Consider the following 23,305-nt stretch of genomic DNA (forward strand, 5'->3'; position numbering starts at 1 on the left):
AGGCACAGCGTTCAATCACTCAGTACATCACAGGATATTACAGCGAGATCAGGCCACATCAATATAACGGTGGTCTGACGCCAAATGAGTCAGAACGCTTATTCTGGAATGACTCTAAAACCGTGGCCAATTTTACTTGACCACTTCAGTTATTAGCAGACCTTCCGTCATGTGATGCGACATTTTTAACTTGCTCTAACATCTGCCCACAAGCTTGGGACTACTTTACGTATTATATGAAAAAGGTCGCCTCTTTGACTCACAAATTTTTAAGAGTCTGATAAGTACTTCTTAAATTTCGAGATAGCTATTGAAGAACCTGATTATAGAAATTCCTGCCAATCTTCCAAACCATAAGACGCCATGATTTCGCCAATTTTCCCTGAGGCCTTTAGTTCTTGCATGCGATGATCAAAGTACGCCATCATTTTATTTACTTTGGATTCATCAGCACTGTTAGGAGTGAATGCCATGTAAATCTTGGCGCTGTCAACACATCCGGATACTTTATAATCACTTGATAGCCCAAGTTCGTTAAGCTTATACATCGTAGAGTTATGGGTGAAGATAAATGCGTCGATTCGATTCTTACCTAACTTTTTAATATTCTTTTCAATATAGTTTTCACCATACGGGAGAAAATCGAACTGATTGGGATTCTGCACCATATAACTGTTCAGCTCTTCTATGGAAGTATCCGAGGCCATTCCAACAGTCATACCGCTTAGGGACTCAGGACTATTGTACTCCCATTTTGAGTCCATTCGCGTAATGAAACACATTCTCTGAAGGCCCACTTCCTGCGCTGGGAACTTAAGACCAGGTGCCTCTTCTTTTGCTGGCGAAAGCAAAGCATGTGATTTCCCAGCTTCCACATTCTTTATTGCTCTGGTCCAGGGGAAGACCTCGACATCCAACGAATACGGGCTGTTTTTGAAGATTTCTCGTACGGTATCCATAACGTATCCGTCTTTGCTTCCATTTGTACAAAGTTGAGGACACCAGTCGATAGAACTTATTTTCAAAGTCTCCGAACTATGACTAGGGAACGAAGCTAAAATTGAAGCTGTTATCATTAATTGCTTTTTCATATATATCCTTATTTGACTCTAAATCTCGACACATTGTTTACAAGATCATCGGCCGATTCGCGTATTTGACTGGCGATGGACTTGATTTCATCTAACTGCTTTTTACTATCCAATCCAGAGTTCACTATCACTGACGAGTTCTTGCTTAGCTCTGTTGAGATGGCGTTTTGCTCCTCTGTTGCCGATGAGATACTTTCTGTCATGAAACCAATATTGGCGATACCTGATTGCATGTTGGAAAGTAACTGCTCTGAATTGTGGGCATAACTGACACAGGCTTGACTCGCTGTATAGGAGTCAGTGATTAAGGTGGTAACATCATCTGTTCCATTTCTTAGATTAACCAGTGAGTCATGGATTTTTGTTGTACTCTCCTGTGTTCTGTTTGCCAAGGCTCTGACTTCGTCAGCAACGACCGCGAATCCGCGCCCTTGTTCACCCGCTCTCGCTGCTTCTATCGCTGCATTCAACGCAAGCAAATTTGTCTGGTCGGCTATGTCTCCAATTATTGTTAGCAAAGAGTTTATTGACTGGACGTCCGATTCGAGTATATGCACCGCTTTAGAGGCGCTGTCGAGTTGCTCTGATAAAGTAGTGTTTGATTCAACCATAGACTGAGTCGTCGTCGAAATTGCTGCTGCATCTTCAGTTGCTAGATTCGCCGAATCAGCCGTTTCTTTTACGTTTTGAGCAATTTCGTTCACTGCCTCAGAGAACTGTGTTGTTGCCGCATTGACCAGTTCTGTTTCTTCAAGTTGAACTGTGAGTAGTTGATGACCTTTAGAAGATGAAAGTATAAGTTGTTCGGATAGATTCACCGATTGCTCTACAGAGGATTTTATTTCGGAAACCAGACTCTCTACTTGTCCTACAAATTGATTAAAGAAATTAGACAGCTTTCCAATTTCATCATTGCTGGTCGATGGAATTCGCTGGGTCAGGTCAGCGTCACCTGAAGCTATTTGTTCCATTCTTTCTGTAATAGCGCTGATTGGTTTTACCACTACAACAGATAGCGTGAAGTAAACAACAACGACAAGAACCAGTATTAGTACCAACTCTTCTACAATTATTGAAACCAAGAGGCTCTGCAGCTCACTGTTGATATAAGAGTCATCTTTATAGATGACTAGCGTTCCAACAACCGTGGCGCTTTCACCGTTTTTGTATTCAAGTGTATACTTACTGAAGTCCTTATCGGCAGTACTTTTCTCTTCGTTTTTATCTGCATCATGAAGTTCAATCTGTCTGATAGATTTTGACCTGGTTTCAGCAGCAATAAGAGACTGAATTAGCTCTTCATCAAAATCCCACACTGCAGTTGGTAAGCTTACTTTTAACCTGCTCGATACCAGTTCCAGCTCATTGACCTGCTCACTGAACAGCTGACGGGACTTTATTAAATACTCATATGCACCCAGAATAGAGACCAAAACCGACACTGACACCAATATTGATATCCCAATTTTTATTGATACTGAATTTTTCATCGTTACTCCTTACAAACTTGTTCAATGCCAATGCCAATGCCAATGCCAATGCCAATGCCAATGCCAATGACTAAGCACTGGCTCTCCATAGATAAATGCCAGTTAACAAATAAAGTAGATAATAAAAATGAAAAGCTAGGCATAAATTGAAGAGGTTGCATCTTCAATGTTGTGTGGGTTGATAGAGAATGGATTACTAGTAAGGAGCATATAGCCCTTAGAGCGAATCGTTACTATCTGCAGTTCATCAGCGCCAAGTGAATCAAATTTTCTCCGCAGTTGGCAAATAAGCAAATCTATGCAGCGGCTAGCTCCATCGTAAGTTCGCCCTTTTACATAGGTCATCATGTCGTCTCTTGACAACACACAACCTTCATTTTTGATAAGATAAGTAAGCAGTCGGTGTTCTGCTCCTGTCATAGCTAATGATTGACGATTTAGGAAGAATTTTCCCTTAGAAAACTCCAGATAGGAGTCTGATTTGGGGTGAGTAGACATGGAATGTGCTTTATTGAGTGTTCGCTGCTTTCTTACTGTCAGTACTCTCAACCTAGCGGCTAGATAGCTGGTCTTGTATGGTTGAACTATGTACTCATCTACACCGGATTCGAATGCTCTAACCTGAGTATCATCGTCAGGAACTAATGAGGTGATGACTATATCTCCATCAAAACTATGCCGGAGTTGTTGACACACAGAAATTCCTTCATCAACACTCCAATATGTGTTTAAAACGATAACGTCCGGGTTAAAACTATCAAGGTTTAACTGTATTTTATCTACATTAGGAACAATAGACGTTCCAAATTGAGATGGATTTAGAGCTAAGCTAATCAGTTCTGCGTTTACTTCGTCTTCATCAACTATGAGTATTCTCGAGTACAATCCAGATACCATCCTTTTTGTGAGTCAGGGCCTATAACTGCCTGTAAATTAGGCTGCACCGTTTTCTAGTTCTCTTTTTTGGTATCGTAAATGATAGTTAAATCAATTGTTACGTCCTGCGGTTTCATTGTTACGTCCTGCGGTTTCATTGTTACGTCCTGAGTCATCTAGGTTTTAATGTTTACGAATTTGTGACATTTCGCTTGTTGAAGGTCGATAAAACCATAGACAAGTCAAATCTTTAAAAGAGTTGGCTATATCTTAATCTGTTTTCAATAAATGCCCTGACCTCTCCTGACCACTCCCCCCCAAAAAAAAACAGCGGATTATGTTTGATCTTTTAAGGAAAAAAAAGGCGAAGAAGGCTGATTTAAGATGCGCAAACCTAGTTATGTTTTTTAGGTCACTAAATGAAGTACTATAAGAGGCTGGCTGAACCAGAAATATCTAGTTATATGTGGCGTTAGATTAGGGCAGTAAATGAGCCATCATTATTTAAAATTTTGATGCTGGAGAAACCATTTATAAAGGCAAGGTTCCGTGCAGACGTGTCAGTATCTTCAGATGGCAAAAAATTCTCCATTGGCTCAATGCTCTTGGTAAGAATATCAATAATGGCGTGAGTGTCACCAGTTTCTAGGTAATAAGATAGAGTGTCATGCAGCTCGAGGGAGGTGAAAGAGATGAAGCCTTCATGGCCTTTGTAAATATAATTAATTTCAATCATATTAGTCCTTTAATCAAGTGATGTTAAATGTTAGGTCTTGATGAGATTATATTTTTCACATTATATTTTTAGAACGAATGGTATTATTGTCTAGTCGTATCAACTCATTAGAACCTTAAATTCAGATATTAAATCGTCGATATCATGCACGTCATTACTATTTGATTCGTTAGTGCCTTCTTCTATGATTGATTTCAATTTTTCAAGCTCTGCATGTATTTCAGAAATACTTTATCTATATGCTCTGCCGGCAAAATCCTCTCCGAAGAAATCACTCGTACTTTTCTAATCGTCAGTATCAGTTTCAATTTGTGGTAACTGTAAGATGAATCTGATAATGCATATTCTATATAATCGGAGGCGCAGTCGATACATGTTATGTGATTTCCAATATGTATGAATTGACTTTTATTTTGGTACTGAAAACATAGCTTACAAACTTGATAGTCAGTTTTCAAAAATCACTACCACTTTCACTTTTCTAGTCACATTTATTCAAACTCAAAAAACAGGCAATCGGTCTAAATAGGTGAAGATTATTAAAAAAACTCCTAGCATGCGCTGGGAGAAAACACTATAGTTAATGTCCGAGATTTCATGTGAATATCTCGTTGAAAACACAGGAATTCACGTACCTGTCGACAAGCCCAAAGTCGATTTGAGCTTAAATCAGTCATAATTAAATTACCGTTCTATCATTAAGTCATCAATAGTTTAATTGTATAGTTTTGTATGGAGAAATACCGATTTTCACTGAAATTAGATCGCTTTGAGCCCAGAGCAATTATAGTTAAAAGAGGAGGCTTAACTTGGTGTCCAGTATGACTGGATCAGATCAATTCATATTTATCCATCTGAGCACTACTCAGAGTGGCTGAAAGATCTTGGTGATAAAGCTATCCTGAAGTCAGTGGGAGCATTTGGTGAGAATCTAAGTTCAATAGGCATAAACGAGAATAACATCTGCTTAAAAGATAAAATACGCATCGGTACAACTCTGCTAGAGGTTTCTCAGGGGACATGCCGTACTGGAAGCTTAATGTCCGCCTTGAACAACATGATATGGCCAAAAAACTGCAAGAAACTCTGAGAACTGGTTGGTATTTTGGAGTGTTAGAAGAGGGGGAGATAGGTGCAGGAGATGAAGTCATCTTGTGTGAAAGGTCTTTTCCTGACTGGCCACTATCCCGCAGTATGGGCGATCTAGGCATACTGTGACAGTCTCTTTGATTCTGTGTACAACGCCTGTGAACTAGATCCAAAGCAATCCCATAAGAATGTAAAGAAGATCCAACAAGATACAATTATCAATGGCAATTTCAAAGAGTTAGTTGAGAATTCAAAATCCGTTTCCATCGGGAGTGACGGTTCAAGTCCGTCCTCGGGCACCATATGTTACATGACAAAGCCTCGACTTCGGTCGGGGCTTTGTTGTATCTGCTTCTCCTTGGTTTCACGGCCCTCCTAATTGCTCAAGTTATTCCTAATATTGCTCTTTCGCGTTGTGTTTTTGTAGCTACCTTATAAGTACAGTAAATGTCACTGGCGGAGGTGGATATGGATGTAAGTTTCAAATATGCAGATGAGTTTGGCCCATTTAAGGTGATTCAGCTGCATGAGCCTTCTCTGTCTCTGAAGGCTGCTTTGGTGGTTGATAATGTGGCGATGGGACCTTCAATCGGCGGCATTCGAATGGCGCCGGATGTCACGATTGATGAGTGTTTCCGGTTGGCACGGGCGATGACTTTCAAAAATGCGGCGGCCGGGCTGCCTCACGGTGGTGGCAAGGCGGTCATTTGTGCTGATCCCAAAATGCCAAAAGCGGAAAAACAGGCGGTTGTCCGGGCATTTTGCCAGGGGCTGCGTAATGAGGAGAGTTATATTTTTGCGCCGGATATGGGCATGGACGAAGAGTGTATGGCCTGGATCCGGGACGAAGTTGGGCGAGTTGTCGGCCTGCCTCGTGAGTTAGGGGGCATTCCGCTTGATGCGTTGGGGGCTACAGGCTGGGGACTGAGCCATGCTGTTGATGTGGTTGCTGAGCACTATGGGATCTCGATTCAAGGTGCCCGGTTTGTGGTGCAAGGCTTCGGGGCTGTCGGTAAGCATGTCAGCCGATTTCTGATTGAAAAGGGAGCCCGATTAGTCGGTGTGGCAGATTCCCGGGGAGCTATTTGCGATGAAAAAGGCTTTGATATCGATACTCTGATCGAGCTGAAGGAACAGGGGAAGTCTGTGACTGAATACCCTGATGCGACAATGGTGTCGGCGGATGATCTGATTGAGCAGGAATGTGACCTCTGGATTCCGGCCGCCCGTCCGGATGTTATTCATGAAGGGAATGTTCAGCGCCTCAATACCAGAGCGGTGATCCAGGGGGCAAATATCCCCTGTAGCAAAGAAGCCGAGGCTTATCTTCATCAGCAGGGCATATTGTGCTTGCCTGATTTTATCGCCAATGCCGGCGGGGTTATCTGCGCCTCAATGGAATATCACGGCGCGACACAAGCAGCCGCTTTTGATGCGATTCAAGAGAAGGTGCGACGCAACACCGAAGAGGTACTCTGCCGGATAACAACACAATCTGTTTCACCCCGTGAAGCAGCGACAGCGCTGGCCAAAGAGCGTCTGAGAAAGGCGATGGCTTACCGGCGCTACTCGTTGTTTTCGACTGCGCCACACTTCCTTTGATCTCATCGTTAAAGCGGGGAACTCTTATGACTCGGGCAGTAAAAAGCTATTTTCACCGCGGCGGCATGGAACCTTTGCTTGGGAAAACGATTCCTGAGCATTTTTCCGATATCGTCAGCGGTTACCCTGAACGGGAAGCGGTGGTTGCTGTTGCTCAAAATCGGAGGTTGAGCTACGGAGAATTAGACAAAGAAATAAAAAAACTGGCAAAAGGCTTGCTGGGGGCTGGGTTTAAGAAAGGGGAGCGGGTCGGAGTCTGGGCGACGGATAACCTGGAATGGCTGTTGTTGCAGATAGCGACAGCCCGCATTGGTGTCGTATTGGTCAACATTAATCCGGCCTATCGTCAGCGGGAACTGGCATATGCGCTGCAATGCTCTGAGGTACAGGGGCTGTTTGTGATCCCCTCTTTTCGTGACAGTGATTACCTTTCGATGCTGACCTCACTGGTGCCAGAGTTGCTAACCGGCAAACCGCTTTCTGCACTCAATAATCAGGCGCTGCCGTTTTTACGAACTGTGGTGGTTTATGATCCGGCCGCACCGGAAGCAACACCCCGACCAGCGCCCGGCTTTACACTCTGGTCAGAGATCATCAAGGCAGGTGAGGCGATCTCTGAGCAGGTACTTGAGGCAGTGACGAGTAGTCTGGATTGCGATGAGCCGATCAATATTCAATATACATCCGGTACGACCGGGTTTCCTAAAGCGGTCGTGCTGACCCATCACAACATCCTCAATAATGCCTACTTTTCTGCGAAGGCGATGCATTTTACCGAGCAAGATAGGTTGTGTGTGCCTGTGCCGTTTTATCACTGCTTCGGGATGGTGCTGGCAAATTTGCTGTGTCTTTCAGTTGGTGCCTGTATTGTGATCCCGGCAGAGCACTTTGATCCGCAAGCGGTACTGAAAGCGATTGATAATGAAAAGTGCACCGCCATCCACGGCGTGCCGACCATGTTTATTGCTGAGCTGGAATCTCCGGATTTTGCCGACTACGACATGAGCTCCCTGCGTACCGGTATTATGGCGGGCGCACCTTGCCCGCCGCCGCTCATGAGGCGGGTGATGGAAGAGATGCACTGCCGGGAAATTCTGATAGGTTACGGGGAGACCGAAGCCTCACCGTTGACGCACCTCACCTCGCGAGATGACAGTCTGGAATTGCGAACCGAGACGGTCGGAAAAAACCTTCCGCACCAAGAGGTTAAGGTTGTTGAGCTGAACGGCGAGGCAACGGTGCCGTTAGGCGTCGTCGGTGAAATTTGCTTTCGTGGTTACCACCTGATGCAAGAGTATTATGGCAATGAGCCAGGAACCCGGGCAGCAATTGATGAACATGGCTGGTTGCATTCGGGCGATCTGGGCTCGATGGATGCGGAGGGGTACGTGAAGATCACCGGGCGAATGAAGGAGATGATCATTCGTGGTGGAGAGAATATTTACCCGCTTGAAATTGAATCATTTTTGTTTGCTCACCCGAAAATTCAGCAGGTGGCAGTGTTCGGGGTTCCCGATGAGTATTACGGCGAACAGGTTGTAGCATGGATCCAGCTTCACTCCGGAGAAGTGCTGACAGACAGGGAACTTCGTGCTTATTGCGAAGGGCAGTTAGCTCATTTCAAAATTCCGGCTTACATTCGCTTTGTGGACCGTTTTCCGATGACTGTGACCGGAAAGCTGCAGAAATTCCGGATGCGTGAGCAGGAAGTGGAAAAGTTCAATCAGCAGAAAGGCGAGCGAGAGTAAGAGTAACTTGCCCAATGACTCATCACTTTCCTCGCATCTTTGATGCCGTAACCATCATGTTTCTTCTTATTTTTGTGGCCTTGAACACGCTTTTGAGGGTGAAAAATCGTGCCCGGAAGAGAAAAATTCACAGAATCCGCTTGCCAAACCTGAAACATCCTTTACTAATAACAGGATATGCAAAATAACAATACAGGAGAGTAGTAGTATGCGAGCAGCAAATCCTGAGTATTTACTGGCGGCATTGCGGGGTGTCATTAAAGCCAAGGGGTTAACTTATAAGGAGTTGGCCGATCGACTTGGTGTTCCTCTGTCCACGTTCAAGCGCCACTTATACAGCCCGAGTATTACTCTTGAGAAGCTGCTTGATTATTGCCTGGAGGCGGACACAACCCTGGATGAGTTGCAGAAACTGGCGATTAAGCTGCAGCATGACAACGACAACTTCTTTAGCCATACCCAGGATGAGGTTTTTTATCAGTTTCCTCAACTGTATGACTTCTACCGCGAGCTTCGCCATTTGCGCCATCATGACAGTTACGAGCATATGCAGCAAAAATATGGTCTGGACAATACGTCAACGTACGCCTATCTGCGGGCTCTGGAAATGTTGGGGCTGGTTAAGCTTGCTGATGACAACAAGATTCAGCTCATCGGCCCCTATTATTACCGTTTTTCCGATGACTCCAAGTTAAGTCAGAAATACAAGGAAATCCTTAAAGAGCAGGCGCTGGATAATCCGAACTGCGTTAGGGTTGGTTTTTCTCGTATGTATCTAAAGGAGGAACAGCTGGAAGCCTTGAACAAACTCTTGGCGAAAGAAGTCCTGAAGTATCACAGCGAGAATATGCAAAATAATGCGACTAGTCAGGATTTGCTCCGTAATGTGTTGTTGTTCGTCACCCAGCATCAGCCGCTTGCTTTTTCTGATGGGATAGTGTCACTGCCAAACTCTTTCCTCCAGGATGTCAAAAATGCTATTGCAGACTTTGAAGAACAGGGGGCGTAGGTCTCCCCCTGTTTAAGTGAGTACCGCCAAGTCACCTTAGGTTGGTGAGGCCTGATGACAGGCGACGAGATGTTGCTCGCTGCTTTGAGTCAATACAGGGTAAGCGTTTAGGCACATACTTTCAGCTTGTGGGCATCGTGATGCAAAGTGACACCCTGGCGGAGGGACCATCGGTGATGGAACATCGCCTTCCAGCATGACACGTTTGCCGCGCTGACGCGGGTCCGGAATGGGGATCGCAGAGATCAGCGCCTTGGTGTAAGGGTGTTGCGGGTTGTTAAACAGTGCTTCCGTATCGCTGAGTTCGACAATGCGCCCCAGGTACATCACGGCGATTTTGTCTGAGATGTGGCGGACGACCGATAGGTCGTGGGCGATGAAAACTAAAGCCAGATTCATCTGTTTTTGAAGATCAAGCAGCAGGTTGATGATCTGCGATTGTACCGAAACATCCAGTGCGGATACCGCTTCGTCGCAGACAATTAGTTTCGGGTTGAGTGCGATTGCCCGTGCGATGCCGATCCGCTGGCGTTGCCCGCCGGAAAATTCGTGCGGATATCGGTTGGCCGCAGATACCGGCAGCCCGACTTTCTGCAACAGTTCTTTGACCCAGGCTTCTCGTTCTTCCGGCAGGCCGATGTTGTGGATTTCAAACGGCTCAGCGATGATGGTGCCTATGGTATGACGGCTGTTAAGACTCTCCATTGGATCCTGAAAAATAATCTGCATCTCTTTGCGCAGGGATACCATTTCTGACGGGCTCAGATGAGTGATGTCTTGTCCGTTGTAGATGATCTGCCCGGCTGTTGGCTCATGAAGTTTGAGCAGGGTTCGCCCGACAGAGCTTTTTCCGCAGCCTGATTCACCGACCAGACCAAGGGTTTCGCCTGCCTTGACGTCGAATGACACACCGTCGACAGCATAAACGTATTTGGGTTTGCGAAACAGTGAGCCTCGCAGTGCGTAGTGCTGTTTCAAATCGACGAGTTTAAGAATCGTTTCAGGCATTGTTGACCTCGTTTATCTTCAGGCAACTGACGAAGTGCTTTTGTGACACTGTTTGTGGCTGCGGTACGGTTTCGCCACAATGTTCGTTCTGGTAGTAACAGCGGTTACGGAAGCGGCAGCCAGATGGCATCTCTTTAAGGTGGGGGACTGAGCCCGGGATGGTATTCAGTTTGGTTTTCGGTTTATCCTCAATACGCGGAATCGAACGCAGCAGTCCCTGGGTATAAGGGTGCTTGGGAGATTCAAACAGGGTGAACACATCCGCCCGTTCCACAACCCGGCCGGCATACATCACCACTACCTCATCACACATTTCGGCAACAACGCCCAAATCGTGGGTAATGAAGATAATGGCCATGTTGTTTTCTTCCTGGATGGAGCGCATCAGCTCTAGGATCTGGGCCTGAACGGTGACATCCAGAGCCGTAGTCGGTTCATCAGCTATCAGGACGTCCGGTTTACAGGCCAGAGCCATGGCAATCATCACTCGTTGGCGCATTCCGCCGGAAAGTTCATGAGGATAGACATGGAAGCGTTGCTCGGCTGCCGGAATGCCGACCCGCTGCAGCATATCAATCGCCGCTTGTTTACGTTCTGTTTTGGAAAACTCCGGCCGGTGCAGCTCATAGACTTCACACAGTTGGCGGCCGACTGAATGCACAGGGTTCAGGGCGGTCATCGGATCCTGGAAAATCATTGAGATCCGCGCTCCGCGAGTGCGGTAGAGATCTTCCGGGGCCATGCTGACAAGATCGGTGCCATCATAGGTAATGGAGCCCGCAGTCACTTTTCCATAAGGTCGGGGTAGCAGCCCCATAATGGAAGCAGCGGTGACGCTTTTACCACAACCAGACTCTCCGACAACCCCGATGGTTTTGCCTTTGGCGACACTGAATGAGACGCCGTCCAGTACTTTAATTTCCCCTTCATCGGTTGAGAAGGTGGTTTCCAGATCCTTGATAGTCAGGATATCGTTATTGTTACTACTCATTGTGTGGCATTCCTTATCCCTGAACGAAACGTTTGTCGATGAGAGTGACAGGCTCAAAGGACTTGTCGTCATCCAGGGCTTCCTTGGTCGCTCTTTTCTCGTCAAGGTCAATCCAGAACAGGCCGAATTCCATTTTACTGGCATCGAGAATATCGCGGGACAATGCAGTGCCCAGGCCTTGCGGCAGCTTGACATAACGCCAGTGTGAGCCGCGGGAGAACGGCACCGAATAGGTTGGTATCACGCAGTTACAGTCAGCGATTTTTTGCTGGATTTGTCGTGATATCTCCGCCTTTTTGCTGACATCAAATTCGGTGTCAAACGCTTCAATTAACTTGTCCATCTCCGGGTTGGCATAGTTGGTGAAGTTATTGGTTTGCGGATGTGCATTTGATGAGTGGAAGTACTGCCAGTAAACAGGCAGTGCGCTCGTGCCCATACCCAGGAAGGCAGCCTGGTGTTTTTTCTCAAGAAGTGACTTGAAGCCGGTAGCACCGTCAACCAATTTGAGCTCAAGATCCAGACCGGCTTTTTTGGCTTCTTCCTTCAGTACCACTACACGGGCAGTGTGCATCTTGCTCAGATAGGTCAGAGTGATGGCAAGGCGTTCGCCCTTCGTATTGATGCGGGTACCGTCGCTGTCCAGGTGGTCGAACCCGGCCTTTTCGAAATATTCGGCGGCCAGTGCCGGATCAAACTCCTTGGCTTTGATGTCCGGGTTATCGTAGTCGCCATAGCCAGAGCCGAAGCTTTGCTGGTGGGCATAATCTCCGCGCAGGGCGACATCAATCATTTTTCCGATATTCAGAGAATGGGCAATACCCTGACGGATATCAGCATTATCCATCAAAGGCGCCTGAAGGTTCAGCCATACCCCGGCCGCACCTTGAGGGTACTGGTTGTAAAACCATGACTTCTGAATGTAGCCCTTATCATAGAGCGGCCCCTTGGCTTTGTTGTGCCACAGGGACGGGAAGACCATGTAATACGCATCCAGCTTGCCTCGCTCGAAATACTTAAGGGCGATATCGGTATCCCGGATCACCTTGATGATGATCTTGTCGACGTTGTAGCGATGCTGGTAGTAGCGGTTGGTGTATCCCCACCAGTTATCAACCTTCACGAGGTGAACAGCTCGGCCTTTGCGAATTTTGCCTACTTTATACGGGCCGGTAGTGGGTTCGGCTTTCCAGTTATAGCGACGTATGAAATCTTTCGGAAGCTGACCGCCCGGATAGAAGTGCGCCGGTTTAGGCATGATGTTTAGCCGCATGATCAGCTCATCGTCAGCCAGTTGATCGGCGGAGTGGAGGGCAAAGGTGTAGTTGTCATAGACAGTGATCCCTGCCACTTTGTTGGTGAAGTAGTCCTTGTACCATGGTGCCTTGGCGTGCTCGCTTCTCATGTAATCGAACACAAAGGCAAAATCCCGGCTGGTGATTGGCTCGCCGTCGGTCCAGCGGGCCTTTTCATCGATCCGAAAGTAGAGGGTTTTGTGGTCGTCACCAAAGGCCCACTCCTTTGCAATAGCCGGCAGAAACTGTCGGGTGTTCGGCTGCTGCTGGAGCAGAGCCGGGTTGCCATCGAGCAAAAAGGCCCGAAAGCTTCCGTTAGAATCGGGGCCGATAGTGCGCAACGTCAGCGGAAAGCTTGAAATATGTAACCGGTAAGTGCCGCCTGCTTTGGCCCGGCTGTCGGCAAACAGCGGCTGTTCCGGATTGGAAATCCAGTTCAGGCCCGACGGGAGCTCTGTTGTCAGCCCCTTGCTCTGGCACAGTACCGTAATGACTGCGAGCAGAGAGGCCATCCAAAATTGTCTCATTGTTTCTCCATACATTTATGATCTCGGTAGCTGCCTTGCTACCGTTTAATGTTGTTTGTATGAGCCGTTATCTGTCACGAGCATTGTGTGCTCAGAGATCAGATGTAGCGGGTGTATTTTTTCGGGTCAAAGGCTTCTCTGACGCCTTCGCCAATGAAGGTCACCATGGTCAGAACCGACACAATAGCCATCACAACCGAGCCAATGATCCAGTAGGCATCCAGGTTTGATTTACCCTGTTGCAGCAAGTCACCCCAGCTCGGGGTTGGCGGCATTAGTCCTAGCCCGAGGTAGTCCAGCGCGGTTAGCGTGGTGATATTGGCAACAATGCCGAACGGTGCCAGGGTGATCACCATGACCATGGTATTAGGCAGGATGTGTTTGACGATCACCCGCCACAGGCCCGCTCCCTGAGCCCGGGCAGCCATAACGTATTCCCGGGCTTTTTCTTTATAGGTCATGGTTCTCATGTACCAGGTAATGCTGATCCAGCCGAACATAACGTTAATCAGAACGAACAGGAAAAAGCTTGGCTGGATAATCGAGACCATGATCATGATGACGTAGAGGAAGGGCACCATCGACCATACCTCAATGACCCGTTGCATCACCAGGTCGAATTTGCCGCCGAGGTAGCCCATCAGTGAGCCAACCAGCACGCCAATGGTATAGCAGAGTGTCAGGGTCAGCATGGCGAACCAGATAGCGATCCGGAAACCGTAAATCAGGCGGGCAAGCACATCACGCCCTGACTCATCGGTGCCCAGGTAATGCTGGCTCTCCAGCGAAGGTGGATTGGGCGGGTAGTGCATGCCGTCGAAGTCCTGCTCGTACGGGTTCCAGGGGATAACAGGCATTAGTACCCAGTTCCCTTTCCCCTCTTCGGCAAAGGATTTTTTCAGCTGGCGGTAATTCACTTCGTAGCCGTAATCAAGGCCGAACATCTCACCGGTTTTTACCTCAGAGTAGGTCGGAAAGTGCAGCTCGCCTTGGTAGGAGACAACCAGAGCACGGCTGTTAACCAGAAGCTCGGCAACACAGGAGAGCAGCACGAGGGTCGTCAGGAGCACGAAGGAATAGTAGCTTCGCTTGATGGAGCGGAAGCGGTTAAGTTTCTTTTTGGTCAGTGGATTTAACGGCATGGTTTAGCTCCCGAATTTAACCCGAGGGTCGACAATGGCAACGCACATATCCGAGAGGATGTTACCGAACATCAACAGCAGGGAAGACATCGCCAGGATCCCCATAACAACCGGGTAATCGCGCTCGATGATCGATTCGTATCCCAGCAGGCCGATACCGTCGATATTAAAGACCACCTCGATAAGGAATGAACCGGCAACAAATACCGAGACAACATTCCCCAGATGGCTGGCTATCGGGATCAGGCTGTTTCGCAGGGCGTGTTTACGTACGGCTTGTTGGAATGGTAGCCCTTTGGCAATGGCCGTTTTGACGTAATCTGCTGCCAGGTTTTCCAACAGGTTGTTTTTCATCGTCATGGTGAGGATGGCAAAGTCTCCGATGATGTAGCAAAACAGGGGAAGGACGGCATGAGAGAACAGATCGGCAATTTTGTCCGGCCACAGTAAATCGTCGAAATCATCACTAACGAAGTCGCCCATTGGGAACCAGTCTAGATGGAATGCAAAGAATGAAATTAGAAATACCCCGACGACGTAGTTTGGTAGGGCATAACCGATAAACACCATCACAGAGCTGACATTATCGAACCGGGATCCGTGTTTCATCGCCTTGAGGATCCCGAGCGGGATTGATATCAGGTAGCTGATCAGAAAGGTCATCAGGCCGTAGAACAAGGAGACGGGCAGCCGCTCTTTTATCATTCCCCATACTGGCTCGTAATAGCGGGTAGATTCGCCTAAATCAAGTTGCACCAGTTTACCCAGCCACTCGGTATAGGCCTCGAATATCGGCTTGTCCAAACCGTAGAAGGCATTAAGTTCGGCAATTTGTTCATCTGACAGGGTTTGTGAACCTTGTTGGTTTCCGCCCCCGCTTTCCATTGACTGGGATTGCATCTGAGCAATCATCTGCTCAACCGGGCCGCCGGGAACAAAGCGGGTCAGGGCAAAAACAAGCAGGGTGACGCCAATAAAGGTAGGGATTATCAGTAGCAGTCGTCGGCTAAAGTAGGCTAGCAAGGGAAGCTCCTTTGCATCTTTAACGTAAGTTGTTTGGAGTTATTCATGGTCGGTCATGCATCCGTGATATGGCCTGTATTTGTTCAGTCGCGGTGAGTCGAAATCCCCGGGTATCACTGATACCCGGGGAGTGTCGAGGATTGCTTAGTAGTAGGTTGGAAGAACCGGAAGTTGTTCTAGGGCGTAGCGATACTGGATGTATTCGCGTCGATCCCATAGCCAGATGATTTCCGGGTCGATGTCATAAATAGCGGCATCTTCCGGTATGCTGGCAATTTCATCTGCTATATATCTTGAGTACTTATCAGCATCGGTTAAGAGTGTTTCCAAATACTCTGGATTGTTATCCTTATAATTACGGATTGCATTCCATGCAGCGTGCAAATTATCTTTTGAGTGACATCGGCTTGAGCCTGATGCCGGTGTGTAACATTTGTCAGCTTCATTATAGGTGAACTTGGCTGGTTCTCTGACCGGGAAAAACTTAGGTCTGAACATTGCTTCAAAATGCGGTGCGTCTTTTAGCTCTTTCACTGCTGCGGTATCACGCAACATGATAAGTTTGAAGTCATTCAAGTTTTTTACATTATCTGTACCTAAGTTTTGTTTTGTCCGAGGGTTAGCGCTCTCAAGCTTAGTGAGTTCATCTTGTTTGCCATTGATTAACAGGGCTTTTTCTGCCATGTGTTTGCCTAGGCCGTTTCTGCGAGTGACAACATAATTTCTTGCCTTCAGCTTAAATTCATAGCCATTTACGGTGTCTACTCCTGGTCCGGGTTCGGTTAATGTGATGTCATCGAGCAGATCCTTCGAGCTATCGGAAAGTCCATATTCATCGGCATAGCCAAAGGCAACAAGGTTATGGAGTAACGCCGAGAAATACGGTGTTACTGTGGTCTGGGACATTTGGAAATAGTACTTTAGTCCGGTTAAGTACGGCGGTATATCAACAGCGCGTTTGATATCTGGAGCATATGGTTTGACGGTTGCTTTACGGTTACCTTCTTTATCGACAAAGATTGGCTCCCGATAAGAGTCCATTCCAAACCCTAAATGGCCTAGGTATGTTTTTAGCTTCTTTGGTGTTCCTTGAGTACCACTCAGTGTGCTGGACACATCGATGAGGGCAATATTGGACTTATCTCTGCTGCTGTAATAGTAGCCATTGCGTTTAACCAGCATTTGTGCAGCAAGCAGTTTGTCGGGCCATACCCCAAGTAGGTCAACGGCATTAGCTGCGCTTTGATATGGATTATTAGCTCGCATATTTGCGTATGAACGACCATCTCGAGTTTCTGAAAGAACCGTGATTTTTTCATAATCTCCGGCCATTACATCAACAAGATCTTGATCGAAACATGAAACAGGAAGGTTTGTTTTTTGTGGTATTAGAGATCCGAAGCGTCCCCAGAGATCAGATAGTGCAATAAATCGGTTTATTGTTCCATCAGTCCTTGTTTCGATCTCAATTTCACAGACTTTATCTGGTGTGTTTAGAATATCCATGAAGAAGTCTGCAGCAGCAAGTGCAGCATCATAGGTATTACAAACTCTGAGTGCACCATCGTTTAACGATTTACGCTTATAGGAAGGTGAACAGAAATCAGTGTAAAAGTCTGCAACGTTGCTTCCGTAGCTGTCTTCGGCACCTTTTAGCTGAGCTAACTGGTAATCTATTTCACCTAGGTCTTCAACAACATCACGGATTTCAGAGAATTTCTCCATCAGGAATAATGTGTAATTATGTTGTTGGTAATCGTAGAATTTATTGCGACCGTTGCGTCGGTTGAGTAATTCATAGTTATCCCAGTATTTCTGGATTCGGAACTGGGTAAGTTCTAGGATATTGGTACCTTCGTCGAAGCGGTTGCACGTCGTCTGACTGAGAGTGTGGTCATCGGTGCAATAATCAAAGCGTTTGATTTTTGCATCTGAAGACTCAGCCTTAAGGCGCTTTTCCAGGGCGTCAAGGGTACCAAGAGGAAGTGCCTGATGATTGGCGCGCAAGGTATTGTCTAGTTCTTCCAGGCTGACATATTGTGATGTTGTGTCAACATTGCTGCCTGATTGGGTGACTTCGACTTTTCGTCCATAACCATAACGTAGTGCCGCAATATCATATTTACCATAGGTTGGTAGCTCATCAAAAATCGATGCGCTATAGTCCATGACGGAACTATGTGCAGGTACTTTGTCATAGCCGAATTTGGCAATTTCATCTTGTTGATAGAAATTTGCTTTATCCATTGAACCCATAAAGTTATGTCGAAGGCCAAGGTTGTGTCCGAATTCGTGAACCAGCGTTGACTTAAACATGTGTGCGCTAATGGCATCACTGGCTTTTTGCTGTTGCGTCTGTGATAGCTGGTCCCACTTTTTCAGTTTTTTATTGGCATTGTCTACGTAGTCCGGTGCACTTTGATCAAGGCCACTATTATCAAAGTACCCGCCAGCAAGGTAATCAATGCCTTTGATTAATCCCTTGGATTTTGTACTAACCCACATGAACTCTTCGGCGTACATATTTTGTTCAGCCATTTTATTTAGCTGATTTTTATAATTTGCTATAGCTTTACTGAAGCTCTTTTCTTCTTGCTCGTCAGGTGATAGCCATCGGGGAGAGCCATTAATAAACCGCGGCTCATAATTTACCTGTGATTGGGTTGTTGCAGGTGCTCCTGACTCAAATACGGAAGCATCTCTGCTTGGTAGGTTCAGGTAAGTTACTGCCGAAGTATCAGAGTCCGAAGATGCTCTGGTAATATCAACGGGCTCTTCTGGTTTATATTCATTAGGACGTTCTATTTCCTCCCGGTTATAACGCATAACCAGTTCATCCCACATTCTTCGAGCTGTAGAGCGGATCACGCCAGCGTATTGGTTGACATGAGCGTGAACGATTTCGCCTGTGAGTGGGTTGGTAGCTGAAGGGCCATAACCCAAAAGGCCATTGTCTGCCGGGTCGGTGATTAGGTTGAGTACGTTGTAGCGTAAATCACCAGTATGAACGCCCGCTTTTTTCGTTGGGTTTACGATCTTGATTGGAGGAACACCAGTACCTGCCAACGTTTTATTCATTTGATCAATCGTTTCGAGCGTAATGTCGAGATAGAACTTACCTTCTTTTTCAAAATAACTGTCACTCAGGTAGTAGTCGATCGATTTTTTATTCGGGTTAAATCGATTGAGATAATTAAACTTCTGTCCCTGTAAACCAGCTTCACCTGTTAATGAGCGTTGCTCCTTCTCGTCTTTAAAAAAGCCAAATCTCGAAACATCGCGACCAGGGTAATGAATTGTCTGATAATCGCTGCTAGCAAGTTTGTCCAATTTCACCAAAGAATAGAAAAAACGTGTTTTAAAGGACAGGTCTTCCAAGCTATCGCCAAATTGACTGTAATCTTCAATGTTTGCAGTGAAGCTGCGTTCAACCTCAACATTAATAGTGCCTTGCTCCGCATCATATTCCCAATGAACTAGGCGTGGCTCTGCTGTTTCTTCAACATTGTACGCGGAATAAGCAAAGTCAGTTCTGTCGACAGCCAAGGGTTTAATGCCGGCATAATCTGGAGTGAAGTGAGTTGTTTCTTCCCATTTCAGATCGGCATCTTCGTTGAGTTCTTCTTTGTTGGTACATTCATCGTAGTTGTCTTCTGCACAACGATACTTCTGAAACGTTCCTGGAATTTTTAGTACCGGAGCCTGGTTGATGAGGTCAGCGTAGCGACTATCTTTACCTGATTCGATGGTATCGCGATCGACTTCCTCTGCGACAATACCATTGGTTTTATCAAATCGAAGTTTGACTAGTTTTGGTGTGCCCTGGAAAAAACCTCGTTGGGTGACTGCATAACGAGGGGCTGCACCTGTAGAGGGCATATATAGCCAGAGAGATTCAGTATCCAAGGTGTTTTTGGCTATTTGTTCTTGTGCGCGAGGAAGAGTGTCATAGCTCCTTTCCTCAGCGCCGCAGCCGTAGAGCGCAATGCTCACCATAGCTGCAATGGCTAATTTCTTATACATGTTGTGCTCACCAAATTATTATGATTAAAGGTCGTAATTTAATGTGATGTAGTAGGTAGGTTTTTCGAGATCGAATAGGTTTTCGATTGGATTCGGACCCCTGTCTGGGTCGTAATATGACGCACTATTCGTCATGCCTGCTGCCAGGCTAAATTTATCGTTAAACTGATAACCGAGTTCGGCTGAGTAAGTCAGTTCTGGCGAATAACTTTTTCCACGATAGCTCCACGATTTGGAGCTCACAAAGTTAGTGCTGAAAAACCACTTGTTCGGCGTGTATTCGACAGAAAATAAATTACTGATTCGATACTCTTCAAGTGGATGGCCGCCGGCTGTTGTGTATTGGTGGAAGTTTTTACGTAAACGAATAGAGTCACTAACCAGAAGCCCTTCGATAATATGGTTTAGTGAATAAGAGAATTTAATATTGCCGCGTATTGCAGTATTAAGGTCGTTTTTCATTGACTCATCAGATACTGGAATAAGGATGCGTGAACCTGCTGACATCGCAATATTGTCAGTCGGATTCCAAATATTATATCTTGTCGCTGTTAACCAAATATCGCTCCAAAACTCTCCTTTTTCACCGTCATAGCTGTGTCGGCCAGAGGCAATGGCTGTGAATTTTGTATTGGCATTTAGGTAGTACTTAATCGTAGCGGTAAGTGCCAGATTACGGTCGGCTAAATAGTGGTCGTCCTCGTAACCATTTCTGCTGTAATCAATACCAATAGACGCTCCCCATTTTTTTTGTTGTGCGGGAACATCCTGAACCTGTTCTTCAGCATGTATGCCATTGGATATCAATACAGATACCATACTAAATAGCATCAAGTTAAACTTCATGACTTGCCCCATTCCCTGTGCGAATTTCGATGTGGCGCTCCGAGTTGCCACATGAAATATACGTAGTCTTCTTATGATTAGAGGGAATCAATACTAATTCACACGCTGGTAGCAATAAAACGCTATTGCAAAAGTATCATGTAATTATTCGTCCGGTATTAAATGGTGAAACCGGTACGGGTTTTGTGTAAAGCTATGAATTTCGTGAAATTAATGTTTGTCGATATCTATATCTGCTGAGCTGGATCTGGGTGGGTGTAATAGCTGTTGAGTAGTTCAATTATAGCATTATATATCACTGGTCGGAGGTGGTTGATAATCTTTGCTCTGAATTGGAATATATACGTATTTAGGGGTGTTAATATTTATGTTAAGAGTGCCCTCTATAAGAAATTACAGGTGATTTTCATCGTTCATCACAGTTAATAGATAAATTATCCGTAAGGTTCTGACAGCCGCACGGTAAGCCGCTAGTATTTGCGTTGCAGCACTTAACGAAATTAAAGAGAGAATAGGGATTGTGTCATCGCGATCAGCCAATAGCCGATATGGCATCATAATTGAAAATGTCAAAGAACAGATCCGGCAAAAGATTTGGTTGCCCGGTGAGCGCATACCGTCTGTCCGAGTGATGAGCAAGGCCCAGTCTGTCAGTGTGATGACCGTACTGAAAGCGTATGAGCATTTGGAGGCCGAAGGCTGGATATACGCTAAGGCAAAAGCGGGTTATTACGTTGCAGCCCACTTTAATCGATTGTCTGAGCCTGAACAGGCAACACCGCAGGTCGTGAATCGGTCTATACACATTAACCGACATGTTTTTGAAGTGCTTCGGGCCTGTAAGCGGCCTGACGTGATCCCTTTCGGATCGGCTTTTCCTGATCCTGAATTGTTTCCGCTCCAGCAATTGGGGCGAACGTTGGCTCAGACAATTAAAACCATGCCGACTAATAGTGGCATCATAGATTTACCTCCGGGAAGCCTGGAGCTAAGACGTGCTATTGCTCAGCGCTATTTGAGAGATGGGATACAGGTGTCCCTCGATGATATCGTCATTACATCAGGTGCGATGGAGTCTTTGGGGTTGAGCTTGGCTGCCGTGACTCAACCGGGAGATACGGTAGCGGTTGAATCTCCTGCTTTCTATGGCGCCCTTCAGGCAATTGAAAGGTTAAGGCTGAAAGCCGTTGAAATCCCTACCCATCCTCGAAGAGGGATGTCGGTTGAAGCCTTGGAGGCTGCAATCGACACAAATGATGTAAAAGCATGTTGGTTGATGAGTAAGTTTCAAAACCCCCTTGGGGCTACGATGGCTGCTGAGCAAAAACAAGCGATTTACGACTTGCTGGCTAAAAATGATATCCCCCTTATCGAAGATGATGTCTATGCTGAGCTGTATTTCGGTAAAACGAAGCCTTTGCCAATTAAGGCACTGGATGAAAAGGGGTTGGTATTGCACAGCTCCTCTTTCTCTAAATGCCTGGCACCCGGATTTCGAGTCGGTTGGGTTGCTGCCGGACGGTATGCCAGACAGGTTGAAGAGCTCCAGTTTATGTCGACTCTGTCTGTGGGGGCTCCTAACCAGTTTGCATTGACTCAGTACATTCAACATGGGGGGTACGATAATCATCTCCGTCGGCTTCGGCGTACTCTTGAGCAACGGCAGCAACAAATGCTGGGGGCTATCGAACAGTTTTTTCCTGCAGGGACAAAAGTGACAAGGCCTGAAGGTGGGTATTTTTTATGGGTGGAGCTGCCGGAGAACATTGATACCTCCGCGATATTAACTGAATTACTGGATAACTATCGAATCAGTATTGCACCGGGAACATTATTTTCTGGGGATCAGCGATATAAGCACTGCATGAGAATTAATTGTGCCTACCCGTGGAATGAACAAAATAGAGCCGCTTTGTGTCAATTGGCGCAGTACTTAACTGAGCTGTGTGATCAAAACTAAAAAAGTCACTGTTCTAACTGTTTATAGCCTTAATTGTTCTACGTCACCTAATTGTCACTGTGTTCCTATTACGGCTCTACCGAACAAGGAGCTGGGGATCATGCTAAACCGAATTGTTAACCCTGAAATCAAATTACTTGCTGTATCTGTTGTATGCGCTGCGTTGTTAGTGCTTGGGCACTTGTTACTGGCTAAAAGTTTGGCGGAGCAGGTTTGGGTAGAATATACCGCAGCAGCGATTCCTTTTGTGTTGTTTGGAATTGGTGCGTTGGCTATTCGCTTTGCGATTGCTAAAGAAAATCAAGACTAGGCGTTACGAGGAAAAGTATTTCAAAGATAAATCAAGCTGCTTCCTGAGTTAAAAATGCGCAGATTGCGGGCTGTTGTTTATTTGTTGTTCGGTTGGGCTGTTTTTGGTGATTTATTTCAAAAATAGCCTTGCCAATGGGGTCGAAGTCTCTATAATGCCGCCTCACCGACACGGAGCACGGCGACTTAAGCCAGCAACGTATCGGGTTTGTTCTTTAACAATTTGACCATGCAATCTGTGTGGGCACTCGTGAAATGAATAGTCGAAAAGATTATATCAATGAAACTGAGTGACCAATTCAAGTTGGTACAGCCTTGAGCTGTTTTGTTTTACTTTTTCAAAAGTGAAAACCAATAAGAGCACAGTCAATTCTTAGTTAGAAATAACTAAGAACAGTATTCATTGAGCTATCAAAAACTTTAAATTGAAGAGTTTGATCATGGCTCAGATTGAACGCTGGCGGCAGGCCTAACACATGCAAGTCGAGCGGCAGCGACAACATTGACCCTTCGGGTGATTTGTTGGGCGGCGAGCGGCGG

Annotated in this window: 16 protein-coding genes, 1 rRNA gene and 2 pseudogenes; 8 read left to right on the forward strand and 11 right to left on the reverse strand. The window is 46.1% G+C overall.

Annotation, left to right across the window (positions count from 1 at the left end):
* Positions 1-140: pseudogene (locus tag EIZ48_RS26910) on the forward strand (IS3 family transposase); the annotation flags it as partial.
* Positions 141-323: 183 nt separating this feature from the next.
* Here the strand turns inward: EIZ48_RS26910 and EIZ48_RS26915 are convergent.
* The 4 genes from EIZ48_RS26915 to EIZ48_RS26930 form a co-directional block, all read right to left on the reverse strand.
* Positions 324-1,091 carry a substrate-binding periplasmic protein gene (locus EIZ48_RS26915; protein WP_160658322.1) on the reverse strand — a complete coding sequence of 256 codons (768 nt, stop codon included), beginning with the start codon at positions 1,089-1,091 and terminating at the stop codon, positions 324-326.
* An 8-nt stretch (positions 1,092-1,099) separates the two neighbouring features.
* Positions 1,100-2,581, reverse strand: coding sequence for a methyl-accepting chemotaxis protein (locus EIZ48_RS26920; RefSeq protein WP_160658323.1), 1,482 nt, complete (start codon positions 2,579-2,581; stop codon positions 1,100-1,102).
* A gap of 135 nt (positions 2,582-2,716) precedes the next feature.
* Positions 2,717-3,466 carry a response regulator transcription factor gene (locus EIZ48_RS26925; RefSeq protein ID WP_160658324.1) on the reverse strand — a complete coding sequence of 250 codons (750 nt, stop codon included), beginning with the start codon at positions 3,464-3,466 and terminating at the stop codon, positions 2,717-2,719.
* Between the two features lie 463 nt (positions 3,467-3,929).
* Complete coding sequence (locus EIZ48_RS26930; protein WP_160658325.1) at positions 3,930-4,193, reverse strand: hypothetical protein; 264 nt, start codon at positions 4,191-4,193, stop codon at positions 3,930-3,932.
* Positions 4,194-5,025: 832 nt separating this feature from the next.
* Here EIZ48_RS26930 and EIZ48_RS26935 point away from each other — a divergent pair.
* The 4 genes and pseudogenes from EIZ48_RS26935 to EIZ48_RS26950 all read left to right on the forward strand — a co-directional run.
* Positions 5,026-5,393, forward strand: a pseudogene (locus EIZ48_RS26935) (MOSC domain-containing protein); the annotation flags it as partial.
* Positions 5,394-5,750: 357 nt separating this feature from the next.
* Positions 5,751-6,884, forward strand: coding sequence for a Glu/Leu/Phe/Val family dehydrogenase (locus EIZ48_RS26940; protein WP_240153111.1), 1,134 nt, complete (start codon positions 5,751-5,753; stop codon positions 6,882-6,884).
* Between the two features lie 26 nt (positions 6,885-6,910).
* Positions 6,911-8,632: an AMP-binding protein gene (locus tag EIZ48_RS26945; RefSeq protein ID WP_160658327.1), complete on the forward strand. Its 1,722-nt coding sequence runs from the start codon at positions 6,911-6,913 to the stop codon at positions 8,630-8,632.
* A 208-nt stretch (positions 8,633-8,840) separates the two neighbouring features.
* Entirely contained in the window at positions 8,841-9,641 is an 801-nt protein-coding gene (locus tag EIZ48_RS26950; protein WP_160658329.1) for a helix-turn-helix domain-containing protein, read from the forward strand.
* Between the two features lie 36 nt (positions 9,642-9,677).
* On the opposite strand, the gene EIZ48_RS26955 is transcribed toward EIZ48_RS26950, so the two are convergent.
* The 7 genes from EIZ48_RS26955 to EIZ48_RS26985 form a co-directional block, all read right to left on the reverse strand.
* Positions 9,678-10,649, reverse strand: a complete 972-nt coding sequence (locus EIZ48_RS26955; protein WP_160658330.1) for an ABC transporter ATP-binding protein — start codon at positions 10,647-10,649, stop codon at positions 9,678-9,680.
* On the reverse strand, positions 10,642-11,640 hold the full coding sequence (locus tag EIZ48_RS26960) for an ABC transporter ATP-binding protein (protein WP_205298620.1): 999 nt from the start codon (positions 11,638-11,640) through the stop codon (positions 10,642-10,644). Before EIZ48_RS26960 ends, EIZ48_RS26955 begins: the two co-directional genes overlap by 8 nt.
* 13 nt (positions 11,641-11,653) lie before the next feature.
* A complete protein-coding gene (locus EIZ48_RS26965) occupies positions 11,654-13,462 on the reverse strand; it encodes an extracellular solute-binding protein (RefSeq protein WP_160658333.1) in 1,809 nt (602 codons plus the stop codon).
* A 98-nt stretch (positions 13,463-13,560) separates the two neighbouring features.
* The gene (locus EIZ48_RS26970) at positions 13,561-14,604 is read right to left on the reverse strand and encodes an ABC transporter permease (RefSeq protein WP_160658335.1); all 1,044 of its coding nucleotides are present in this window, start codon (positions 14,602-14,604) and stop codon (positions 13,561-13,563) included.
* A gap of 3 nt (positions 14,605-14,607) precedes the next feature.
* Positions 14,608-15,627: an ABC transporter permease subunit gene (locus tag EIZ48_RS26975; protein WP_160658336.1), complete on the reverse strand. Its 1,020-nt coding sequence runs from the start codon at positions 15,625-15,627 to the stop codon at positions 14,608-14,610.
* Between the two features lie 144 nt (positions 15,628-15,771).
* A complete protein-coding gene (locus EIZ48_RS26980) occupies positions 15,772-19,650 on the reverse strand; it encodes a zinc-dependent metalloprotease (protein ID WP_240153112.1) in 3,879 nt (1,292 codons plus the stop codon).
* Between the two features lie 24 nt (positions 19,651-19,674).
* The gene (locus tag EIZ48_RS26985) at positions 19,675-20,496 is read right to left on the reverse strand and encodes a hypothetical protein (RefSeq protein ID WP_160658338.1); all 822 of its coding nucleotides are present in this window, start codon (positions 20,494-20,496) and stop codon (positions 19,675-19,677) included.
* A 520-nt stretch (positions 20,497-21,016) separates the two neighbouring features.
* Between EIZ48_RS26985 and EIZ48_RS26990 the strand changes: the two genes are divergently transcribed.
* The 3 genes from EIZ48_RS26990 to EIZ48_RS27000 form a co-directional block, all read left to right on the forward strand.
* Positions 21,017-22,456 carry an aminotransferase-like domain-containing protein gene (locus tag EIZ48_RS26990; RefSeq protein ID WP_338046950.1) on the forward strand — a complete coding sequence of 480 codons (1,440 nt, stop codon included), beginning with the start codon at positions 21,017-21,019 and terminating at the stop codon, positions 22,454-22,456.
* A gap of 100 nt (positions 22,457-22,556) precedes the next feature.
* Complete coding sequence (locus EIZ48_RS26995) at positions 22,557-22,766, forward strand: hypothetical protein (protein WP_075767031.1); 210 nt, start codon at positions 22,557-22,559, stop codon at positions 22,764-22,766.
* A 421-nt stretch (positions 22,767-23,187) separates the two neighbouring features.
* Positions 23,188-23,305: ribosomal RNA gene (locus EIZ48_RS27000) — 16S ribosomal RNA — on the forward strand; the annotation flags it as partial.

It is taken from the genome of Photobacterium alginatilyticum (assembly GCF_009910675.1).
Taxonomy (GTDB): domain Bacteria; phylum Pseudomonadota; class Gammaproteobacteria; order Enterobacterales; family Vibrionaceae; genus Photobacterium; species Photobacterium alginatilyticum.